Raw genomic sequence first — 15997 nt, 5'->3', positions numbered from 1 at the left:
TCCGCTCGCCGCGACGGTGCCCGCGCCGAGCATCGAGTACGGGATGCTCTCGCCGATGCTGATCGTGTTCGGCGTGGGTGTGGCCGGTGTGCTGGTGGAGGCGTTCGTCGCCCGCCGCCACCGCTACGGCACCCAGGTCGTGCTGAGCCTGGTCGGTCTCGGCGCCGCGCTGGCCGCCGTGATCGCCTTGGCCGGAACCGAATCCACCGCCATCTCCGGGGCGGTATCGATCGACGGCGTCACACTGTTCCTCCAGGGCACGATCCTCGTGGTGTCGATTCTCGGGGTGCTGTTCATCGCCGAGCGCGGCGCGGTGCCGCCGGTGCGGTCCGGGCCCGGCACCTGGAGTGTCGCGGCGGCGACCGTGGGCCGGGGTGTCGACGCGTTCACGCCGCAGGCGTCGGCGGTGCCGGGCAGCGCCGATGAGGCGGCCGCCTCGCGGGCGGGGATCGTCACGACGGAGGTGTATCCGCTCACGCTGCTCGCGGTCGGCGGCATGATGCTGTTCCCCGCGTCGAATGACCTGCTGACGATGTTCATCGCGCTGGAAGTGCTGTCGCTGCCGCTGTACCTGCTGTGCGGATTGGCGCGGCGCAAGCGGCTGCTCTCGCAGGAGGCGGCGCTGAAATACTTCCTGCTGGGCGCGTTTTCATCCGCGTTCTTCCTCTACGGTGTCGCACTGCTTTACGGGCAGGCCGGCACGGTGCGGTTGTCCGGGATCGCCGACGCCATCGCCCGGCAGCCCGGCGACGCCACCCTGGCGCTGCTCGGCATCGCGATGCTCGCGGTCGGGCTGCTGTTCAAGATCGGCGCGGTGCCGTTCCAGGCGTGGGTGCCCGACGTGTATCAGGGCGCGCCGACGCCGATCACGGCGTTCATGGCGGCGGCCACCAAGATCGCGGCGATCGGTGCGCTGTTGCGCATCCTGCACGTCGCCGTGCCGGGACTGTCCGACGACTGGCGGCCCGTCCTCGCCGCGATCGCCATCGCCACCATGGGTGTGGGCGCGGTGCTCGCCATCACCCAGACCGATGTGAAGCGCATGCTCGCGTATTCGTCGGTGGCGCACGCGGGTTTCCTGCTCGTCGGCCTGGTCGCGGCCAACGACGAGGGCGTCTCCGCGACGCTGTTCTATTTGGCCGCTTACGGTCTCGGCACGATCGGTGCCTTCGCCGTGGTGAGCCTGATCCGCGATGCCGATGGTGACGAGGCCACCGCGCTCCCTCGCTGGGCCGGGCTCGGCCGCCGATCCCCTTGGCTCGCCACGGTTTTCGCGCTCTTCCTGCTCTCCTTCGCGGGGTTGCCGCTGACCAGCGGGTTCGTCGCCAAGTTCGCCGTGTTCGGCGCGGCGGCCGCGGGTGATGCGACGTTCCTGGTGATCATCGGCGTTGTTTGCAGTGCCATCGCCGCGTTCTTCTATCTGCGGGTGATCGTGCTGATGTTCTTCACCGATCCGCCCGAGGATCCGCCGGTGATCGTCGCGCCGCCGTTGACGGGGGCGTTGGTGCTGTTGACAGCCGCGGCGACTGTGGTTTTGGGTGTGTTTCCGCAGCCTGTTCTCGATTTGGCCAATCAGGCGGCGAGTTTCGTGAGCTGAGTGGGATCGGCGCGGTGTTCTGTTTCTTCGGGCCGATTCACGTCGGTGAGAAGGATTCTCGGGACGATCACCGATGACCTGCCAGGTGGTGATCAGATCACCCACCGCGGTGAGGTCGATCGCGTCCATGCGCCTGCGCAGCTCCTCGACGCTCTCGTCTTCCCACACGTCCTTGTCGAGCACGACGCGCGGATGGAAATCCCCTTCGAAACCCACGCCGGCGGCTTTGTCCCGGACATCGGCCCGCTGCTGGTTGTACTCGCCTTGCACATCGCCGGGGCGCGTGCCCGGATCCAGCTCCTCGCCGGCGATCGCGTCGGTCAGGTTCCGCAGCATGGCCGAGCCGAGATCGCCGACGCTCCAGCCGAACATGCCACCGGTCGGACCGGTCATTGCTGATCCCCCACAGCATCGATGATGGCGTTGACGGACTCCGCGGTGGAGTAGTCCGGGCCGGTGAGGCGCGCGATCGAGATGGCCATGATCTCGCGCATATCGCGGACTACTTGCTTGTCTTTCTCGATGATCCTCGGCCTCGTGCTCCAGGTAACTCCGTGTGAGGTTCTTGAAGAACACCCCGACGACCGCCACCATCAACCCGCGCATCTCCGCGGTCAGCGTCAGCCGCGCACGATCCTCGCCGAGAGGATCAACCCGATGCCCCGCCACACTGGTGACTCCCCCACTCTTCTGCGCCAACTCGAACGAGACCGGCATGTCCCACGCGGCGACCGACCACACCCCTTCCGGGAGCTTGGGCTGCCGCAGTCGCACGCTGCTCCCGACGCCGAGAGGCGGCGGCGTCAACACCTCGGCCTCCTCCACCGTCTCGACAATCCCCGCCTACCCCTCGATATCGCTCAACACTTCCCACACCCGCTGCGCCGACGCCTCGACCTCCACTGACTTCTCGAACCGCATCCCGAACCTCCTCGGCCGTGAACCACGCACCCCTGAGTGCACCGACTGTACTGCGCCACCACTCCCAACTCGCCGCTCCGCGCACCTCGTCGTTCCAGCCCGGCGATCTCCGCCGACACCACGCGGGCGACGCGCCGGTGCGGTCGAATTTGCCTCGAGTTCTATGGTGGGCTGGGCTCGGGCTCGCATGCGGACCGTGCAGAGCGGCCCCCACGCAGAAGGGATGCCCGAGCCGATGGGCGCGCACTCCCCGGCAATAGGGCGAAGTGTGGACCTGGCTCGGATTGCCCTGGCGAAACTCGCTCGCGCCGCATAATGGGCCCATGAAGTACGTGCTGCTGATCTGTGACGACGAGCAGGTCTCACCGACCAACGAAGAGTTGGCGGCCGACCCCGGCATCCGCGCGTACGAGGCGGAACTGGCGCGGCGGGGCGCGACCCTCGTGGGCGGGGCACGGCTGCGGCCGGTCGCGGATGCCACCACGGTGCGGGTTCGGGGTGGGGAGACGCTGATCTCCGACGGTCCGTTCGCGGAGACGAAGGATTTCGTCGGCGGCATCGACATCATCGACTGCGCGGATCTGGACGAGGCGATCGCCCTCGCGGCCGCGCACCCCTACGCGGGCTGGGGTTCCATCGAGGTCCGCCCCGTGTGGGAGTGACCACGCCGGACGCTGTGCGCACCGCCGTCGACCGCGCCTACCGCGACGAGTGGGGGCAGGTGGTCGCGACGCTGATCGGGCTCACCGGTGACTGGGATCTGGCGGAGGACTGCGCACAGGACGCCTTCGCCACCGCACTGGTGACGTGGCCGCGCGACGGCGTCCCGCCCCGTCCGGGCGCCTGGCTCATGACGACCGCGCGCAACCGCGCAACCGACAAACTGCGCCGCGATACGGCGGGCAAGGCGAAGTTGCGCCAGCTCGCGGTGCTCGCGCGGGATCCGGAACCGCCACGGGCACAAGAGATTCCCGACGAGCGATTGCAGTTGATCTTCACGTGCTGCCATCCCGCACTGCCCTTTCCGGCGCGGGTAGCCCTCACGCTGCGTACGCTGGCGGGGCTGACCACTGCCGAGATCGCCAAGGCGTTCCTGACCGGCGAGGCCACGATGGCGCAGCGCCTGGTGCGCGCCAAACGCAAGATCGTGGAGGCCGGCATCCCCTTCCGTGTTCCTCCTGCGGAGCTGCTGCCGGAACGCCTGGCCGCGGTCCTCGCGGTGCTCTACCTGATCTTCAATGAGGGGTACGACGAGCAAGGCGAACGCCGCGGACTCTCGGCCGAGGCGATCTATCTGGCCCGCGTGCTGGTCCGGCTGCTGCCGGGTGAGCCCGAGGCGCGCGGACTGTTGGCGTTACTGCTGTTGCTGGAGGCCCGCCGGAGCACCCGTACTGAAGACGGCGTGCTGGTCACACTGGAGAACCAGGACCGTTCCCGGTGGGATCGCGCGCTGATCGCCGAAGGGGTGGAGGTGCTCGACACCGCGCTGGCCGAGCGGCGTGCCGGGCCGTATCAGGTGCAGGCCGCCATCGCCGCCTGTCACGCGACCGCACCCGACGCCGCCGGGACCGACTGGCGCCAGATCGCCGCCCTCTACACCGAATTGGCGCGCCTGACGCCCTCGCCGGTGGTCGAGCTCAACCGCGCGGTGGCGGTGGCGATGGCCGACGGCATCCCCGCCGGCCTCGCCCTGGTCGAGGAACTCGCCGCGTCGGGCCGTCTCGACGGCTACTACCTGCTGCCCGCGACTCGCGCCGATCTCCTCCGCCGCGCCGATCGCCGCACCGAAGCCAGGGCGGCCTACGAGGAGGCCCTGGCGTCGGCCCCGACCGAGGCCGAACGCCGCTACCTGACCAGCCGCCTCCACGAGCTCTGAGAAATTTCTCCGCCCGATGTCGATTCGGGGCGGGCTCCTTCGTAGGTGGAGTGAATTCACCCGACAGAAGGAGACGAGAACCATGTCGCACACCGACTACCTGACCGCCACGATGTCCGTCGACCGGTCCCCCGAGGAGGTCTTCGCCGCCGTCACCGACGTGCGCGGATGGTGGAACGAGAACATCATCGGCGACACCGCCGCCCTGCACGACGAGTTCGTCTTCACCGACGACAGCGCGTACGCGGGCGAGGCCGCCCACACCAAGGACGGCATCCGCTTCTGCCGCTTCCGGATCACCGAGGTCGTGCCGGGCGAGCGGATGGTCTGGCACGTCGTCGATGCCGACCTCACCTTCATCGCCGACCACGACGAATGGACCGGCACCGACGTCGTCTTCGACCTCACCCCCACCGCCGACGGCACCACCCTCCGCCTCACGCACGAAGGTCTGACCGCCTCCGCATCGGAGTGCTTCGACGCCTGCTCCAAGGGCTGGACCTTCTACGTCACCAAGAGCCTCCCTCAACTGATCACCACCGGCACCGGCCAGCCGATCCAGGGCTACCGGCGCTGACGTCACTCACGTCCGGATTCCGACGGATCGGTTCGCACCTCACGCGGTGAGACGCCGAACCGGTCCCGGAATGCTGTGCTGAACGCGCTCGCCGAGCGGAATCCGACGTCATGGGCGAGGTCGGAGATGGGGCGGTGGGCGTACGCGGGATGGCGAAGGCGGGTGTGCGCGAGCTGTAGTCGTTCCTCACGGATCAGTTCGCGCGGCGTGGTTCCCGCATGATGGAGCACGAGCTGGATCTGTCGCAGCGACCAGCCCAGCGCGTGCGCGATGGTGGTTCCGTTCAGATCCGGTGCGCCCGCGTTGGCCCGAACGTATTGCCGGATGGCGGATTCCACTTCGGTCAGGTGCCCGGGTGCGGTCGGTCGATCGTCTCCGGTCACCAGCAGGCAGAGCAATTCGACGGCGCGCTGCGCGACGGCGTCGAATTGCCGATGGGTGAGATGGCAACGCTCGCGGAACAGTCCCGCGACGAGATCGCCGACCACCCTCCCGAGCCCCACGGTCAGGTCGACGGAGTGCACGGCGGGCGCGGAACCCATTCCGCAGCGGTCGAACTCGGCCCGCGGCACAGTCAGCACCAAGGCGCGGGTGCCGTGGTTCTGACCGAACACGAACGGGGTGTCCATCGTCATCACGCAGCCGGCTCCCGGCCGGACGGTGATCGGATCAGCATGCCCGCGCAGGGTGACCTGGCCCTCCGCGACCAACAGCAGCCGGTAGTCGGGGTCGGAATCGGCTCGGACGTGTCCCGGGGTGCGGCGGTAGGTGACGGCGTCGGATTGCCAGCCCACCAGCTGGTAGGCGCCCGTGCGCCGTCGCGCCGTGCGCCCGTGGAAATCGCCCTGCCGGTCGAAACCGAAATCCATCCGGCGGTGATAGGAGCTCACCAGCTCGCTCCAGTACTCGGTGCGTTCCTCGGGAGCGACGTCGGACGTGCTCACCGACTCGACGACAACGGCCGCTCGCTCCACTGTCACTTCTCCCACCTGCCGCGTCAAAGGTCATCCGGGTTCAGCCTAGATCCGTTCGGCGTCGCGAGCGCACCCCTTTCGGTACAGCCGCAGACATCTCTGCGCGTTCCGCGAAGTTTCCTGCGCGTGGGCGAAACCGCGGCACCCCGCGCGTCACTAGCTTCGCTGGTAGTCACGCCGGAGCGGCGGGACGGCCGAAGGAGGACAGTGGTGAACCTGACGATGTCGTGCGCTCTCAACACCTCGCTGGAGAGCCCGGAACACGCGCGGATCGCCGAGGACCTGGGCTATAGCCGTGCTTGGTTCTACGATTCGCCCGCCATCTGTGCCGACGTCTGGATGCAGTTGGCCCGCGCCGCCGACCGCACCGAGCGCATCGGACTGGGCACCGGCGTGCTGGTGCCCGCGCTGCGCCATCCCATGGTGACCGCGACCGCCATCGCCGGATTGGTCGCGCAAGTGGGAACCGAGCGTGTCACCGTCGGTTTCGGCACCGGTTTCACCGGGCGGCTCACCCTCGGTCAACGGCCGAGTCGCTGGGCGTATGTCGCCCACTATGCCGAAGTGGTCAAGCGCCTGCTGCGCGGCGAGACCGTCGAGTGGGAAGGCGCGCCGATCCAGATGCTGCACCACGACGGGTTCGCCGCCGTGCGCCCGATCGAGGTGCCGTGGGTGGCCGCCGCGATCGGGCCGAAAGGGTTGGCGGTGGCGCGGGAACAGGACGGTGTCTTCAGCGTTCCGGACCCACTGCCCGGATTCGACTGGTGCGTGAATCTCACGCTGGGCACCGTTTTGGACGACGGCGAGGACCCCGGCAGCGACCGCGCGATCGCCGCGGCCGGGCACGCGGCGAGCCTGTGGTTCCACTTCGCGATGGAGTTCGGCGGCCTCGACAACGTTCCCGACGGCGAACGGTGGGCCGCCGCCTACGCCGAGGTGCCGGCCGAGACCCGCCATCTGGAGCTGCACGACGGACACCTGTGGTCGGTCAGCGAACGGGATCGCCCGTTCGTCGACGGCAGGGTCCTCGCCGCGAGCGGAGCGGCCATGAGTGCGGCCGCTTGGCGCGATCGGCTGGCGGAGCTGGCGAGCAACGGCGCCACCGAGATCGCCTACCAGCCCGCCGGGCCCGATGTTCCTCGTGAACTCGAGGCGTTCGCCACGGCGATGCGCGGCTGACCATCCGGCACGGACCACGACGAAGGAGTCGGCAATGCGAAGAATAGTCATGGGGCACAACGGTTCCGGTCGCGCCACCGTCCTCGCGGACGGCATCGTCGACCCGATCACGGTGGCGATGCTGCCCGGCGTCCAGGTGCATCGGATGTGGGAGCTGGACGAGGCGCCCACGCTTCCGGTGGACAGCCCTCCCGGCCCGCCCACCGGCACGTTCTTCCCCGGGAACGGTGGCATTCGGTTCGGGTTCATCACTATTCCGCCCGGCCTCAGCTACGAGATGCCCGCCGACCTGCCCGCGGAGGCGGTCGAGGCCGCGCTGGCCGAGGCGGAGGCCGAGCTGCCCGGTATGGCCGCGACGTTCGACCCGGACCGTCCCGGTGTCCACACCACACGCACGGTGGACTACGTGGTCGCGATATCCGGGACCGGACGGATGCGCACCGATGACGATGTCGATGTCGTGCTGGGCCCGGGTGACTGTTTGATCCAGAACGGGACCGCGCACGCCTGGTTCAACGACGGGGATGTGCCTCTCGTCCTCGCCTACACCCTCTACGGTGCGCGATGAACCACGCGGGTACCGGGCCGGCGGCGGTGATCGAGATCTCGGAGGCTGCGAACACCGTGCCGAAACTTGTTGCCCACCAAGTGGAGAAGTACGGGGAGCGGACGGCGTTGCGGTGGCGCTCCGAAGACCTCTGGTGCGCTTGGACATGGCGTGACTACGCCGACCACGCGTCCCGCCTGGCCGCGGTGCTGGCTGCGCGAGGCATCCATCGCGGCGACACCGTGGCGATGATGATGCGCAATGGGGCCGAGTTCCACGCCGCCGACCTCGGCGTGCTGCTGGTCGGCGCGACTCCGTTCTCGGTGTACAACACGTCATCGGTCGAGCAGATCGTCTATCTGCTCGGGCACGCCGGGGCCCGGATCGCGATCGTCGCGAACGAGTTCGCCGAGCGTGTGCGCGCGGCGCGCGCCGCGTTGCCCGCGCTCGAGGAAGTTCTCGTGGTGGCCGACGAACCGCACGGCGTGTCGGGACTCCATGCCCTGACAAGTGCCGTCGAACCGGTCGACTTCCGGCATGCCGCACAGACCGCCGAACCCGGCGATCTGGTGACTCTCGTCTACACGTCGGGCACCACCGGGCCACCGAAAGGTGTCGCGCTGACCCATGGCAACGTCTGCTGGATGGTGGAGTCGCTCGCCACCGTGATCGGCGAGCTGCCCCCGGGGACGCGCATGGTCTCGTATCTGCCGATGGCGCACATGCTCGAGCGCATGCTCACCCACTATCTGGCGGCGCGCATCGGCGCGGACGTCACTTGCTGCCCGGACGCGGCGGCGGTGGCCGAGTATCTCCCGCTGGTGCGCCCGGAACTGTTCGTCGCCCCGCCGAGAGTATGGGAGAAACTGCGTTCGGCCTTGCTCGCCGACGCCGTCGCACCCGGGCGGGCCGCAGCCACCATCGGATTGGACGCGTGCCGGGTGGGGCTGGTCGGTTCCGCGCCCACGCCACCGGGCCTGATCGACTTCTTCCGCGGGATCGGGGTGCCGCTGACCGAGGCCTACGGAATGACCGAGACGAGTGGATTGCTCACCGCGGAGACGGCGCGTCCGCGCCCGGGGTCGGTCGGCCGGGCGGCCCCGGGGTGCGAGATCAAAGTCCTTCAAGACGGTGAGATCTGCTGTCGCGGCGGCAACGTCTTCTCCGGCTACCTGCGTGATCCGGAACGGACCGCGGAGACGTTCGACAGCGAAGGGTGGCTGCGTACCGGTGATATCGGGGCTCTCGACGAGGACGGCTACCTGTGGTTGCTCGACCGCAAGAAGGAGTTGATCATCACCGCCTCGGGGAAGAACATATCCCCCGCCAACATCGAGGCCGCGCTCAAAGAGATCCCGCTCGTGGGGCAGGCGTGCGTGATCGGTGAAGGGCGTCCCTACTTGACGGCGCTCCTGGTGCTCGACGCACCCGCCTGCCGCGCCTGGGCGGAGGAAAACGACTGCGCCGCAATGACGGCCGACGAGCTCGCCGAGTACCCGGCCGTGCGCGAGAGCGTGGCCGCCGGGTTGGCGGAAGTGAACTCGCGCCTGTCCCATCCCGAGCAGATCAAGAAGTTCCACCTGATCGGCACCGAATGGCTACCGGATTCGGAGTGCCTGACGCCGAAGATGTCCCTCAAACGCCGCGGGGTGCACCAGCGTTACGCCGGCGAGATCGCGACGCTGTACGGCGAGCCGGTGGGCGGGTCTCGATGAGCCTGCTGGACAGCTTCCGCCTGGATGGTTCGGTCGCCATCGTGACCGGGGCGTCGTCGGGTCTCGGTGTCGACATCGCGCGCGGACTCGCCGAGGCGGGCGCCGATGTCGCGCTCGGTGCGCGCCGCGCCGAGCGGCTCGCCGACACGGCGGCGCTGATCGAAGAGGTCGGGCGAACGGCGGTGTGTGTCGCCACCGATGTGACCGACCCTGGCCAGTGCCGGCGCTTGGCCGCCGCCGCCGGCGAACTGGGGCAGGTGCGCGTCCTCGTCAATAACGCGGGCGTCGCGTCCGCGGTGCCCGCATCCCGCGAGACCCCCGACCAGTTCCGCTCCCTCGTCGAGGTCAATTTGCTGGGTGCGTACTGGATGAGTCAGGCGGCTGCGGCCGTCATGTCCGGCGGTGGTGCCATCGTCAATGTGTCGAGCGTGCTCGCCCTGGTCACCGCCGGGCTACCCCAGGCCGCTTACGCTTCCTCCAAAGCGGGCCTGCTCGGCCTCACCCGCGACCTCGCAGCGCAGTGGAGCGGCCGCAAAGGCATTCGCGTGAATGCCGTTGCGCCGGGCTACTTCCCTACCGACATGGGTACGGCATATCCACCGGGATACGTGGACCGTCTCCTCTCCGACCGCCCACTCCCCCGCCCCGGCACCGGACCCGAACTCGCCGCCGCCGTCTTGTTCCTGGCCTCCCCCGCCTCCGGATATGTGACCGGTGTGACACTGCCGGTCGACGGCGGATTGACGATCAGCTGAATCCGGCCGCCAGCAGCAAACTGGTCGGCATTCATCGTGCGTGGCAAGGTGCCCGCACCGGTTCGGGCCTGTACTCCTGCGCGCCGGCTGGTGCGGGCAGGTCGCTGCGTGCCTTGACTGTGTCGCTACGGCACAGTTGAGACTGGGGTGGGTGGCGTGGATGCGTCGCCGGTGCGAGGAGGTTGTCATGGCGTGGAGTACCCGTCAGCTCGCCGAGCTCGCGGGCACCAGTCTGCGGACGGTGCGGCACTATCACGAGGTCGGGCTGTTGCCCGAGCCGGAGCGGTCGTCCAACGGATACAAGAAGTATGGCGTGGCGCACCTGGTGCGGCTGCTGCGGATCAAGCGGTTGACAGATCTCGGGTTCTCGCTGGGGCAGATCGCCGAGATGGGTGATGCGGACGAGCATCCGCATGCCGCGCTGCGGACTCTGGATGCCGAGCTCGCCGCGACGATCGAGCGTTTGCAGCGGGCGCGGGCCGAGCTGGCGGTGATTCTGCGGCACTCGGCCCCGACCGATCTGCCGCCCGATCTGGCGTCCGCCGTCACCGCGTCCGGAGCCTCCGAGAACGATCGCCGGTTCATGGTGGTGCTGTCGCGGGTGATGACCGCGTCGGCGATCGACGCGTACGCCGAGGCGATGCGGAACACCGGCTTCCTGCCGTCCAGCGCCGATTTCGACAGGCTGCCCGCCGATGCGGACGAACGTACCCGCGCCGCACTCGCCGCCCGCCTCCTTCCCGAAGTCCTCGAGCTCTACGCCGATTACCCCGCGCTCGCGAACGCCGCTTCGGCACTGGACCCGGAACGCACCGCCCAGGCCATCGGCACCGCCGTGACCGAGCTCTACAACCCCGCCCAGATCGACGTGATGCGCCGGCTGGGCGAGGCCTACCACCGAGCACGGACCGGAACCGACGCCGACCCGGCGTAAGCAACCCGCTCTCGCGCCGGCTCACGCAATTGCGGGCCGACAGCTGGGTCTCCGCGCACCGCGGAAGCCACCACCGCCCATTCGCCGACACCAGCCGCCGGAGTGACTGCCGAGCATAGAGAACGGCGAAGTATGACGGTGCGCGCGACCAGGCGCGTCGAACACACCGCCTCGGCGGGCGGCAACCTGTGCAGCCGCACTACTGACAGCGATCCGGACCAGCAGCGGCTCAGGAAATCCCCGGCACCACCTCGGCCAGCGAACGCTCCCCTCGCGCTACCGCGATCGCACCGCCCAGATCGAGGTGGAGTTCCGGGGCCGGGTCGGGTGCGGGACCGTCGTGGTGGGTGATCCCGTTCTCGTCGACGACCACGTGGAAGACGGTGTCGCCGATGCGCACGGTCACCGTCGCCTTGTCGTAGTGCTCGGCGATGGCGCGGCCGAGCGGTAGCGCGAACCAATGGGCGCGCACGGCGTCGGTGGGGCGGCGCTCGCCCAAATATGTCGTCCCCCAAGCCGACAGCGCCTCGAGCACGGGCCGCAGCGCCGCACCTTCCGGGGTGAGTTCGTAGGCCGTGGTGGTGGCGCGCGGCCCGGTGCGGTGACGGGTGAGGATGCCGTCGCGCTCCAGATCCTTGAGCCTGCTCGCCAGCACATCGGTGCTGATGCCGGGCAGATCGGCGAACAGATCGCTGTATCGGCGCGGGCCCGAACACAATTCGCGCACCACCAGCAGGCTCCACCGGTCCCCGACGACGTCGAGGGCCCGGCTGGCGGCGCAGTAGTGGTCGTAGCTTCGGCGTGGCACGTCCCCCACTGTAGGCGAACGCTTGGAAATTCCAAGTGCAAACTTGGAAAAACCAAGTAGAGTGGTCCGCATTCGCCGTGAGAAGGGACGTTCATGCAGGTCAAGCAGTCGAGCAAGCTGGCGGGTGTGTCGTACGAGATCCGCGGGCCGGTCGCCGAGCACGCGGCCCGGCTGGAGGCCGAGGGGCATCACGTGGTGAAGCTCAACACCGGCAACCCGCTGCTGTTCGGGTTCGAGGCGCCGCCGGAGATTCTGCAGGACATCGTCCGCAACCTGCCGCAGTCGAGCGGGTACTCCTCGTCCAAGGGCCTGCTGTCGGCGCGGCGCGCGGTGGTGCAGTACTACGAGACGCTCGGCGTCGCCGATCTCGACGTCGAGCGCGTCTTCCTCGGCAACGGCGTCTCCGAACTGGTCATGATGGCGATCACCGCCCTGCTGGAGAACGGTGACGAAATCCTGGTCCCCGCACCGGATTTCCCGCTGTGGACCGCCGCCACCGCGCTCAACGGCGGCCGCCCGGTGCACTACCTCTGCGACGAGGCGGCGGGCTGGTACCCGGACCTGGCCGATATCGAGGCCAAGATCACCGACCGCACGCGCGGCTTGGTGATCATCAACCCGAACAACCCGACCGGCGCCGTCTATCCGCCGGAGGTCCTGCGCGAACTGCTCGAGATCGCGCGCCGCCACAATCTTGTGGTGTTCTCCGACGAGATCTACGACAAGATCCGCTACGACGACTCCGAGCACGTCGCGACGGCCTCGCTCGCCCCCGACGTGCTGTGCCTGACGTTCTCGGGCCTGTCGAAGTCCTACCGCAGCGCGGGTTTCCGTTCCGGCTGGCTCGCGGTGTCGGGCCCGACGCAGCACGCCGAGAACTACCTCGAGGGCCTGACCATGCTCGCCGGCCTGCGCCTGTGCGCGAATGTGCCCGCGCAGCAAGCGATTCAGGCCGCGCTCGGCGGGCACCAGAGCATCTACGATCTCACCCTGCCGGGCGGGCGCTTGCGTGAACAGCGCGACCGGGCGTGGGACGCACTCAACGCGATTCCCGGCGTCTCCTGCGTGAAGCCGGAGGGTGCGCTCTACGCGTTCCCGAAGATCGATCTGGACATGTATCCGATCCACGACGACGAACAGTTCGTGCTCGACCTGCTGCTCCAGGAGAAGCTGCACATCGTGCAGGGCACCGGATTCAACTGGCCGCGCCCCGACCACTTCCGCATCGTCACCCTCCCGCACGCCGACGAGCTGGAGGCGATCATCGAGCGCATCGGCCGGTTCCTGGCGACGTACAAGCAGTAGCCGATGAATTCCGGGCGCTCGCCGGGTCTGCACCGGTAACGACCCTGGAGGAGCGCCATGACGATCGACACCATCAACCTCGACCACTACGGGCAGCCGCCGCTGCCCTGGGAGCGGGCGCGCGCGGCGCTGGAGGGTTTCGCCGCCGCACCGGACAAGCCCTCCTACCTCAGCACCGGTGATCCCGACGGCCGCCCGCACACCACCGGCATCGGGGCGTTCTGGGGTGACGGCGGCATCTACTTCACCAGCGGCCTCTCCACCCGCAAGTCCCGCAACCTCGCCGCCAACCCCTTCTGCACGATCGCCATCCCGCTGAGCGGCATCGATCTCGTGCTCGAGGGCACGGCCGCGGTGGTGACCGATCCGGAGCGCCTCGAGCACATCGCGGCTACGGCCCGGGCGGGCGGCTGGCCCGCGGAGGTGACCGGTGACGCGCTGACCGCGCCGTTCAGCGCGCCGAGCGCCGGCCCACCGCCGTGGCACCTGTACTTCGTGACGCTCGAATCCGCCGTGGGCGTCGCGACCGAGCCGCCGGACGGGGCCACCCGCTGGCGCTTCCACTGAGAAACGCCGCGAGACCCGGACAGCCGGCCGCCCGGGTCCGCGTGGTTCACCCGATGGCGACGGCTCCGGACACGATGTCCTGCTTCACCTTCTCCATCACGGCGGTGATCTCCGGGGTGGTCTCGCACAGGACGATGTCGGTGGCTCCGGTGGGCGAGGCGAGCCCGAACGGCACCTGCGCCGCCTCGAAGGTGCCGTCGATCACCGCGCGCACGGCGTATTCGAGTTCGGCGCCGGTGTCGCTCTTGACGTAGCCGACATAGCCGGGCTCGGATCCGCACGGCTTCACCAGCGGACCGCCGACCAGCGTGGCGTTGCCTTCCCTGGCGGCCTGGGCCAAGCCCTGTTTGCCGAGGTTGAGCTGCTGGCCGAACGATCCCGCGCCCGCGCCGATATCGGCCTGGGTGGCCTGTTTGGCCTTGGCGACGTCGTTGAAATCGCCCACGTACTGCGGGGCCAGCACGGTCACCTCGGGCCGGACGTGTTTGGCACCTTGTTCGAAGGCCTTGGCGGTCTTGACGATCGCGGGCAGTTCCATGCCACCGATGAAGCCGACCTTGCCGGTGCCGGTGACCAGGGCGGCGTAGGCGCCGGCGAGGAACCCGCCGTCGGCCTGGACCGGGTCATAGTAGGCGAGATTGGGCAGCGGGACGGCGTCGGCGGGGCCGCCGATCTCGACGAACTTCACGTCGGGGAACGAGGGCGCCACCTGGCGCAGCACCGAATCGGTCTGGCCGCCGAAGGAGACCACCAGATCCGAGCCGGTGGCCAGGCGGGTCAGCACCTGCTGGTAGTCGGCGGCGGGGACCTGCTCCACCTTCGTGAGCGCGACCTCGTCGGCGAGGTCGCGTTCGATGCGCTGGTAGCCCTCGTAGCCGGATTGCATGAATCCGTCGTCGGAGAGCGAGCCGGGGAACATGACGCCGACCCTGATCTTGCCATCGGCGTCGGCATCGGAGCCTCCGCAGGCGGTGAGCAGGCCGGCCGCGAGGCTGAGCAGAGCGGCGGCAGCGAGTTTCTTCATGGGTATTCCTTGTCGAACGGGAGGGATAAGGGGGGCCAAGGGATTTCAGGCGGATATCACGGCGCGACCACCTTTCCGGCGTGCATCACCAGCGCGCGCTCGCCGCAGGTGACCACCGATTCGGCCGCGGTCGCGCCCGGCACGGCGACGAGGTCGGCGACGTCGCCTTCGCGCAGTCCGTAGCCGGAGTGACCGAGCGCGATCGCGCCGCCGAAAGTAGCCGCGCGCAGGGCGACTTCGATCTCATCGTCGGCGTGGCAGTCGGCGCGATACGCGAGTTGCCTGGCGCGCGTGAGCATGTCGCCGTCGCCGTAGGGCGACCAGAGGTCGCGGATGCCGTCGCTGCCGGCGGCGAGGTTCGCGCCCGCCGCGCCCATGGCGTGCAAGGGCGGCAGCGGGTCGCTGTGGGCGGCGCAGGTGGCGATACTGATGCCCGCTTCGGCGAGTCCGGCGACCAGGTCGGCCTGGCGGGCGGGCTCGACGTCGCCGAGGGCGTAGGCGTGGCCGACGGTGACGCGCCCGTGCATGCCGGTCGCGCGGGTGCGCTCGATGATCAGCTCGAGCTGCCAGGCGCCGAGGGTTCCTCGGTCGTGCAGGTGCAGGTCGACGGGGGCGGCGTGGGTGGTGGCGAGGCCGAACACGGCGTCGAGGTGGCGCACCGGGTCGCGGTCCACGCCCGCCGGGTCGATCCCACCGACCACCTGCGCCAGACCGGTGCGCAGTGCGCGGTCCATCAGCTCGAGCGTTCCGGGGTTCGTGAGGAGACCGAATTGCGGAAAGGCGGCCTGCTGCACGGTGATTCGGTCGGCGACCTGTTCGGCGGCCTCGCGAACCGCGTGGCAGCCGTCGAGGCCGAGGTGGGGCGCCACGTCGGTATGGGTGCGCACGCGGGTGGTGCCGCGCGAGGACATGTGGCGCAGGAGTGCCGCGACGCGATCGGCGGACGGCACGCCGAACTCGACGCCTCGGCGCCGGACGTAGTCTATCTTGTCGGCCAGGCGCGGCCCGGCGGTGTTGGGCACCCAACGCGCGCCCCAGAGGGTCTTGTCGAGGTGGCAGTGCGCGTCGATCAGTCCCGGGAAGACCTGCGCGCCCGCCAGATCGATCACCCGGTCCGGCTCCCCCGCCGCGACGAATCGCCCGTTACGGATGTAGAGGTCGGTCGGTGTGCCTGTGCCCCAAGGGTTTCCGTCGCGCAACAGGGTGAGTTCGCCCATC

Annotated in this window: 16 protein-coding genes; 12 read left to right on the top strand and 4 right to left on the bottom strand. The window is 69.2% G+C overall.

Features of this window, described 5'->3' with window-relative positions:
• Positions 1–43 precede the first annotated feature (43 nt).
• From nuoN to DFR74_RS07450, 5 genes are all read left to right on the top strand, one after another.
• Positions 44–1597 carry an NADH-quinone oxidoreductase subunit NuoN gene (gene nuoN, locus DFR74_RS07470; RefSeq protein WP_228788604.1) on the top strand — a complete coding sequence of 518 codons (1554 nt, stop codon included), beginning with the start codon at positions 44–46 and terminating at the stop codon, positions 1595–1597.
• Between the two features lie 45 nt (positions 1598–1642).
• The gene (locus tag DFR74_RS07465; protein WP_067501703.1) at positions 1643–1996 is read left to right on the top strand and encodes a hypothetical protein; all 354 of its coding nucleotides are present in this window, start codon (positions 1643–1645) and stop codon (positions 1994–1996) included.
• Between the two features lie 845 nt (positions 1997–2841).
• Positions 2842–3180 (top strand): YciI family protein, encoded by a 339-nt coding sequence (locus DFR74_RS07460; protein WP_067501706.1) that lies wholly within the window; start codon positions 2842–2844, stop codon positions 3178–3180.
• Positions 3177–4394 carry an RNA polymerase sigma factor gene (locus DFR74_RS07455; protein WP_067501709.1) on the top strand — a complete coding sequence of 406 codons (1218 nt, stop codon included), beginning with the start codon at positions 3177–3179 and terminating at the stop codon, positions 4392–4394. Before DFR74_RS07460 ends, DFR74_RS07455 begins: the two co-directional genes overlap by 4 nt.
• 82 nt (positions 4395–4476) lie before the next feature.
• Positions 4477–4971, top strand: coding sequence for an SRPBCC family protein (locus tag DFR74_RS07450; protein WP_067501712.1), 495 nt, complete (start codon positions 4477–4479; stop codon positions 4969–4971).
• A gap of 2 nt (positions 4972–4973) precedes the next feature.
• On the opposite strand, the gene DFR74_RS07445 is transcribed toward DFR74_RS07450, so the two are convergent.
• Positions 4974–5951: a helix-turn-helix transcriptional regulator gene (locus DFR74_RS07445; RefSeq protein WP_084537211.1), complete on the bottom strand. Its 978-nt coding sequence runs from the start codon at positions 5949–5951 to the stop codon at positions 4974–4976.
• Between the two features lie 204 nt (positions 5952–6155).
• Between DFR74_RS07445 and DFR74_RS07440 the strand changes: the two genes are divergently transcribed.
• The 5 genes from DFR74_RS07440 (at position 6156) to DFR74_RS07420 (ending at position 11075) form a co-directional block, all read left to right on the top strand.
• Positions 6156–7124, top strand: coding sequence for an LLM class flavin-dependent oxidoreductase (locus DFR74_RS07440; protein ID WP_232331581.1), 969 nt, complete (start codon positions 6156–6158; stop codon positions 7122–7124).
• A gap of 34 nt (positions 7125–7158) precedes the next feature.
• A complete protein-coding gene (locus tag DFR74_RS07435) occupies positions 7159–7692 on the top strand; it encodes a cupin domain-containing protein (protein WP_067501718.1) in 534 nt (177 codons plus the stop codon).
• Positions 7689–9386 (top strand): AMP-dependent synthetase/ligase, encoded by a 1698-nt coding sequence (locus DFR74_RS07430; RefSeq protein WP_084537214.1) that lies wholly within the window; start codon positions 7689–7691, stop codon positions 9384–9386. Before DFR74_RS07435 ends, DFR74_RS07430 begins: the two co-directional genes overlap by 4 nt.
• On the top strand, positions 9383–10141 hold the full coding sequence (locus tag DFR74_RS07425) for an SDR family NAD(P)-dependent oxidoreductase (protein ID WP_067501722.1): 759 nt from the start codon (positions 9383–9385) through the stop codon (positions 10139–10141). The genes DFR74_RS07430 and DFR74_RS07425 overlap by 4 nt, the downstream gene beginning before the upstream one ends.
• A gap of 187 nt (positions 10142–10328) precedes the next feature.
• Entirely contained in the window at positions 10329–11075 is a 747-nt protein-coding gene (locus tag DFR74_RS07420) for a helix-turn-helix domain-containing protein (RefSeq protein WP_067501725.1), read from the top strand.
• Positions 11076–11304: 229 nt separating this feature from the next.
• Here DFR74_RS07420 and DFR74_RS07415 read toward each other — a convergent pair whose 3' ends face one another.
• On the bottom strand, positions 11305–11883 hold the full coding sequence (locus DFR74_RS07415) for a winged helix-turn-helix transcriptional regulator (RefSeq protein WP_067501728.1): 579 nt from the start codon (positions 11881–11883) through the stop codon (positions 11305–11307).
• 93 nt (positions 11884–11976) lie between these two features.
• On the opposite strand from DFR74_RS07415, the gene DFR74_RS07410 reads away from it, so the two are divergent.
• Positions 11977–13188 carry a pyridoxal phosphate-dependent aminotransferase gene (locus tag DFR74_RS07410; protein ID WP_067501731.1) on the top strand — a complete coding sequence of 404 codons (1212 nt, stop codon included), beginning with the start codon at positions 11977–11979 and terminating at the stop codon, positions 13186–13188.
• 57 nt (positions 13189–13245) lie between these two features.
• Positions 13246–13755 carry a pyridoxamine 5'-phosphate oxidase family protein gene (locus tag DFR74_RS07405; RefSeq protein WP_067501734.1) on the top strand — a complete coding sequence of 170 codons (510 nt, stop codon included), beginning with the start codon at positions 13246–13248 and terminating at the stop codon, positions 13753–13755.
• Between the two features lie 46 nt (positions 13756–13801).
• Here the strand turns inward: DFR74_RS07405 and DFR74_RS07400 are convergent, their stop codons facing one another.
• Positions 13802–14779, bottom strand: coding sequence for a BMP family protein (locus tag DFR74_RS07400; RefSeq protein WP_067501737.1), 978 nt, complete (start codon positions 14777–14779; stop codon positions 13802–13804).
• 56 nt (positions 14780–14835) lie between these two features.
• On the bottom strand, positions 14836–15996 hold the full coding sequence (locus DFR74_RS07395) for an amidohydrolase (RefSeq protein ID WP_067501740.1): 1161 nt from the start codon (positions 15994–15996) through the stop codon (positions 14836–14838).
• Position 15997 lies beyond the last annotated feature (1 nt).

Origin of the sequence: Nocardia puris (genome assembly GCF_003315035.1) — a bacterium.
GTDB classification, from domain to species: Bacteria; Actinomycetota; Actinomycetes; order Mycobacteriales; family Mycobacteriaceae; genus Nocardia; species Nocardia puris.
The sequence above is the reverse complement of the archived record's forward strand: the minus strand, read 5'-3'. Positions and strand labels throughout refer to the sequence as shown.

Bases quoted from the DNA above. Each gene is read 5' to 3' on its own strand.
- DFR74_RS07460 (WP_067501706.1), top strand. From the start codon at position 2,842: ATGAAGTACGTGCTGCTGATCTGTGACGACGAGCAGGTCTCACCGACC.
- DFR74_RS07395 (WP_067501740.1), bottom strand. From the start codon at position 15,996: ATGGGCGAACTCACCCTGTTGCGCGACGGAAACCCTTGGGGCACAGGC.
- DFR74_RS07430 (WP_084537214.1), top strand. From the start codon at position 7,689: ATGAACCACGCGGGTACCGGGCCGGCGGCGGTGATCGAGATCTCGGAG.
- DFR74_RS07410 (WP_067501731.1), top strand. From the start codon at position 11,977: ATGCAGGTCAAGCAGTCGAGCAAGCTGGCGGGTGTGTCGTACGAGATC.
- DFR74_RS07435 (WP_067501718.1), top strand. From the start codon at position 7,159: ATGCGAAGAATAGTCATGGGGCACAACGGTTCCGGTCGCGCCACCGTC.
- DFR74_RS07450 (WP_067501712.1), top strand. From the start codon at position 4,477: ATGTCGCACACCGACTACCTGACCGCCACGATGTCCGTCGACCGGTCC.
- DFR74_RS07420 (WP_067501725.1), top strand. From the start codon at position 10,329: ATGGCGTGGAGTACCCGTCAGCTCGCCGAGCTCGCGGGCACCAGTCTG.
- DFR74_RS07405 (WP_067501734.1), top strand. From the start codon at position 13,246: ATGACGATCGACACCATCAACCTCGACCACTACGGGCAGCCGCCGCTG.
- DFR74_RS07400 (WP_067501737.1), bottom strand. From the start codon at position 14,779: ATGAAGAAACTCGCTGCCGCCGCTCTGCTCAGCCTCGCGGCCGGCCTG.
- DFR74_RS07425 (WP_067501722.1), top strand. From the start codon at position 9,383: ATGAGCCTGCTGGACAGCTTCCGCCTGGATGGTTCGGTCGCCATCGTG.
- nuoN (WP_228788604.1), top strand. From the start codon at position 44: ATGCTCTCGCCGATGCTGATCGTGTTCGGCGTGGGTGTGGCCGGTGTG.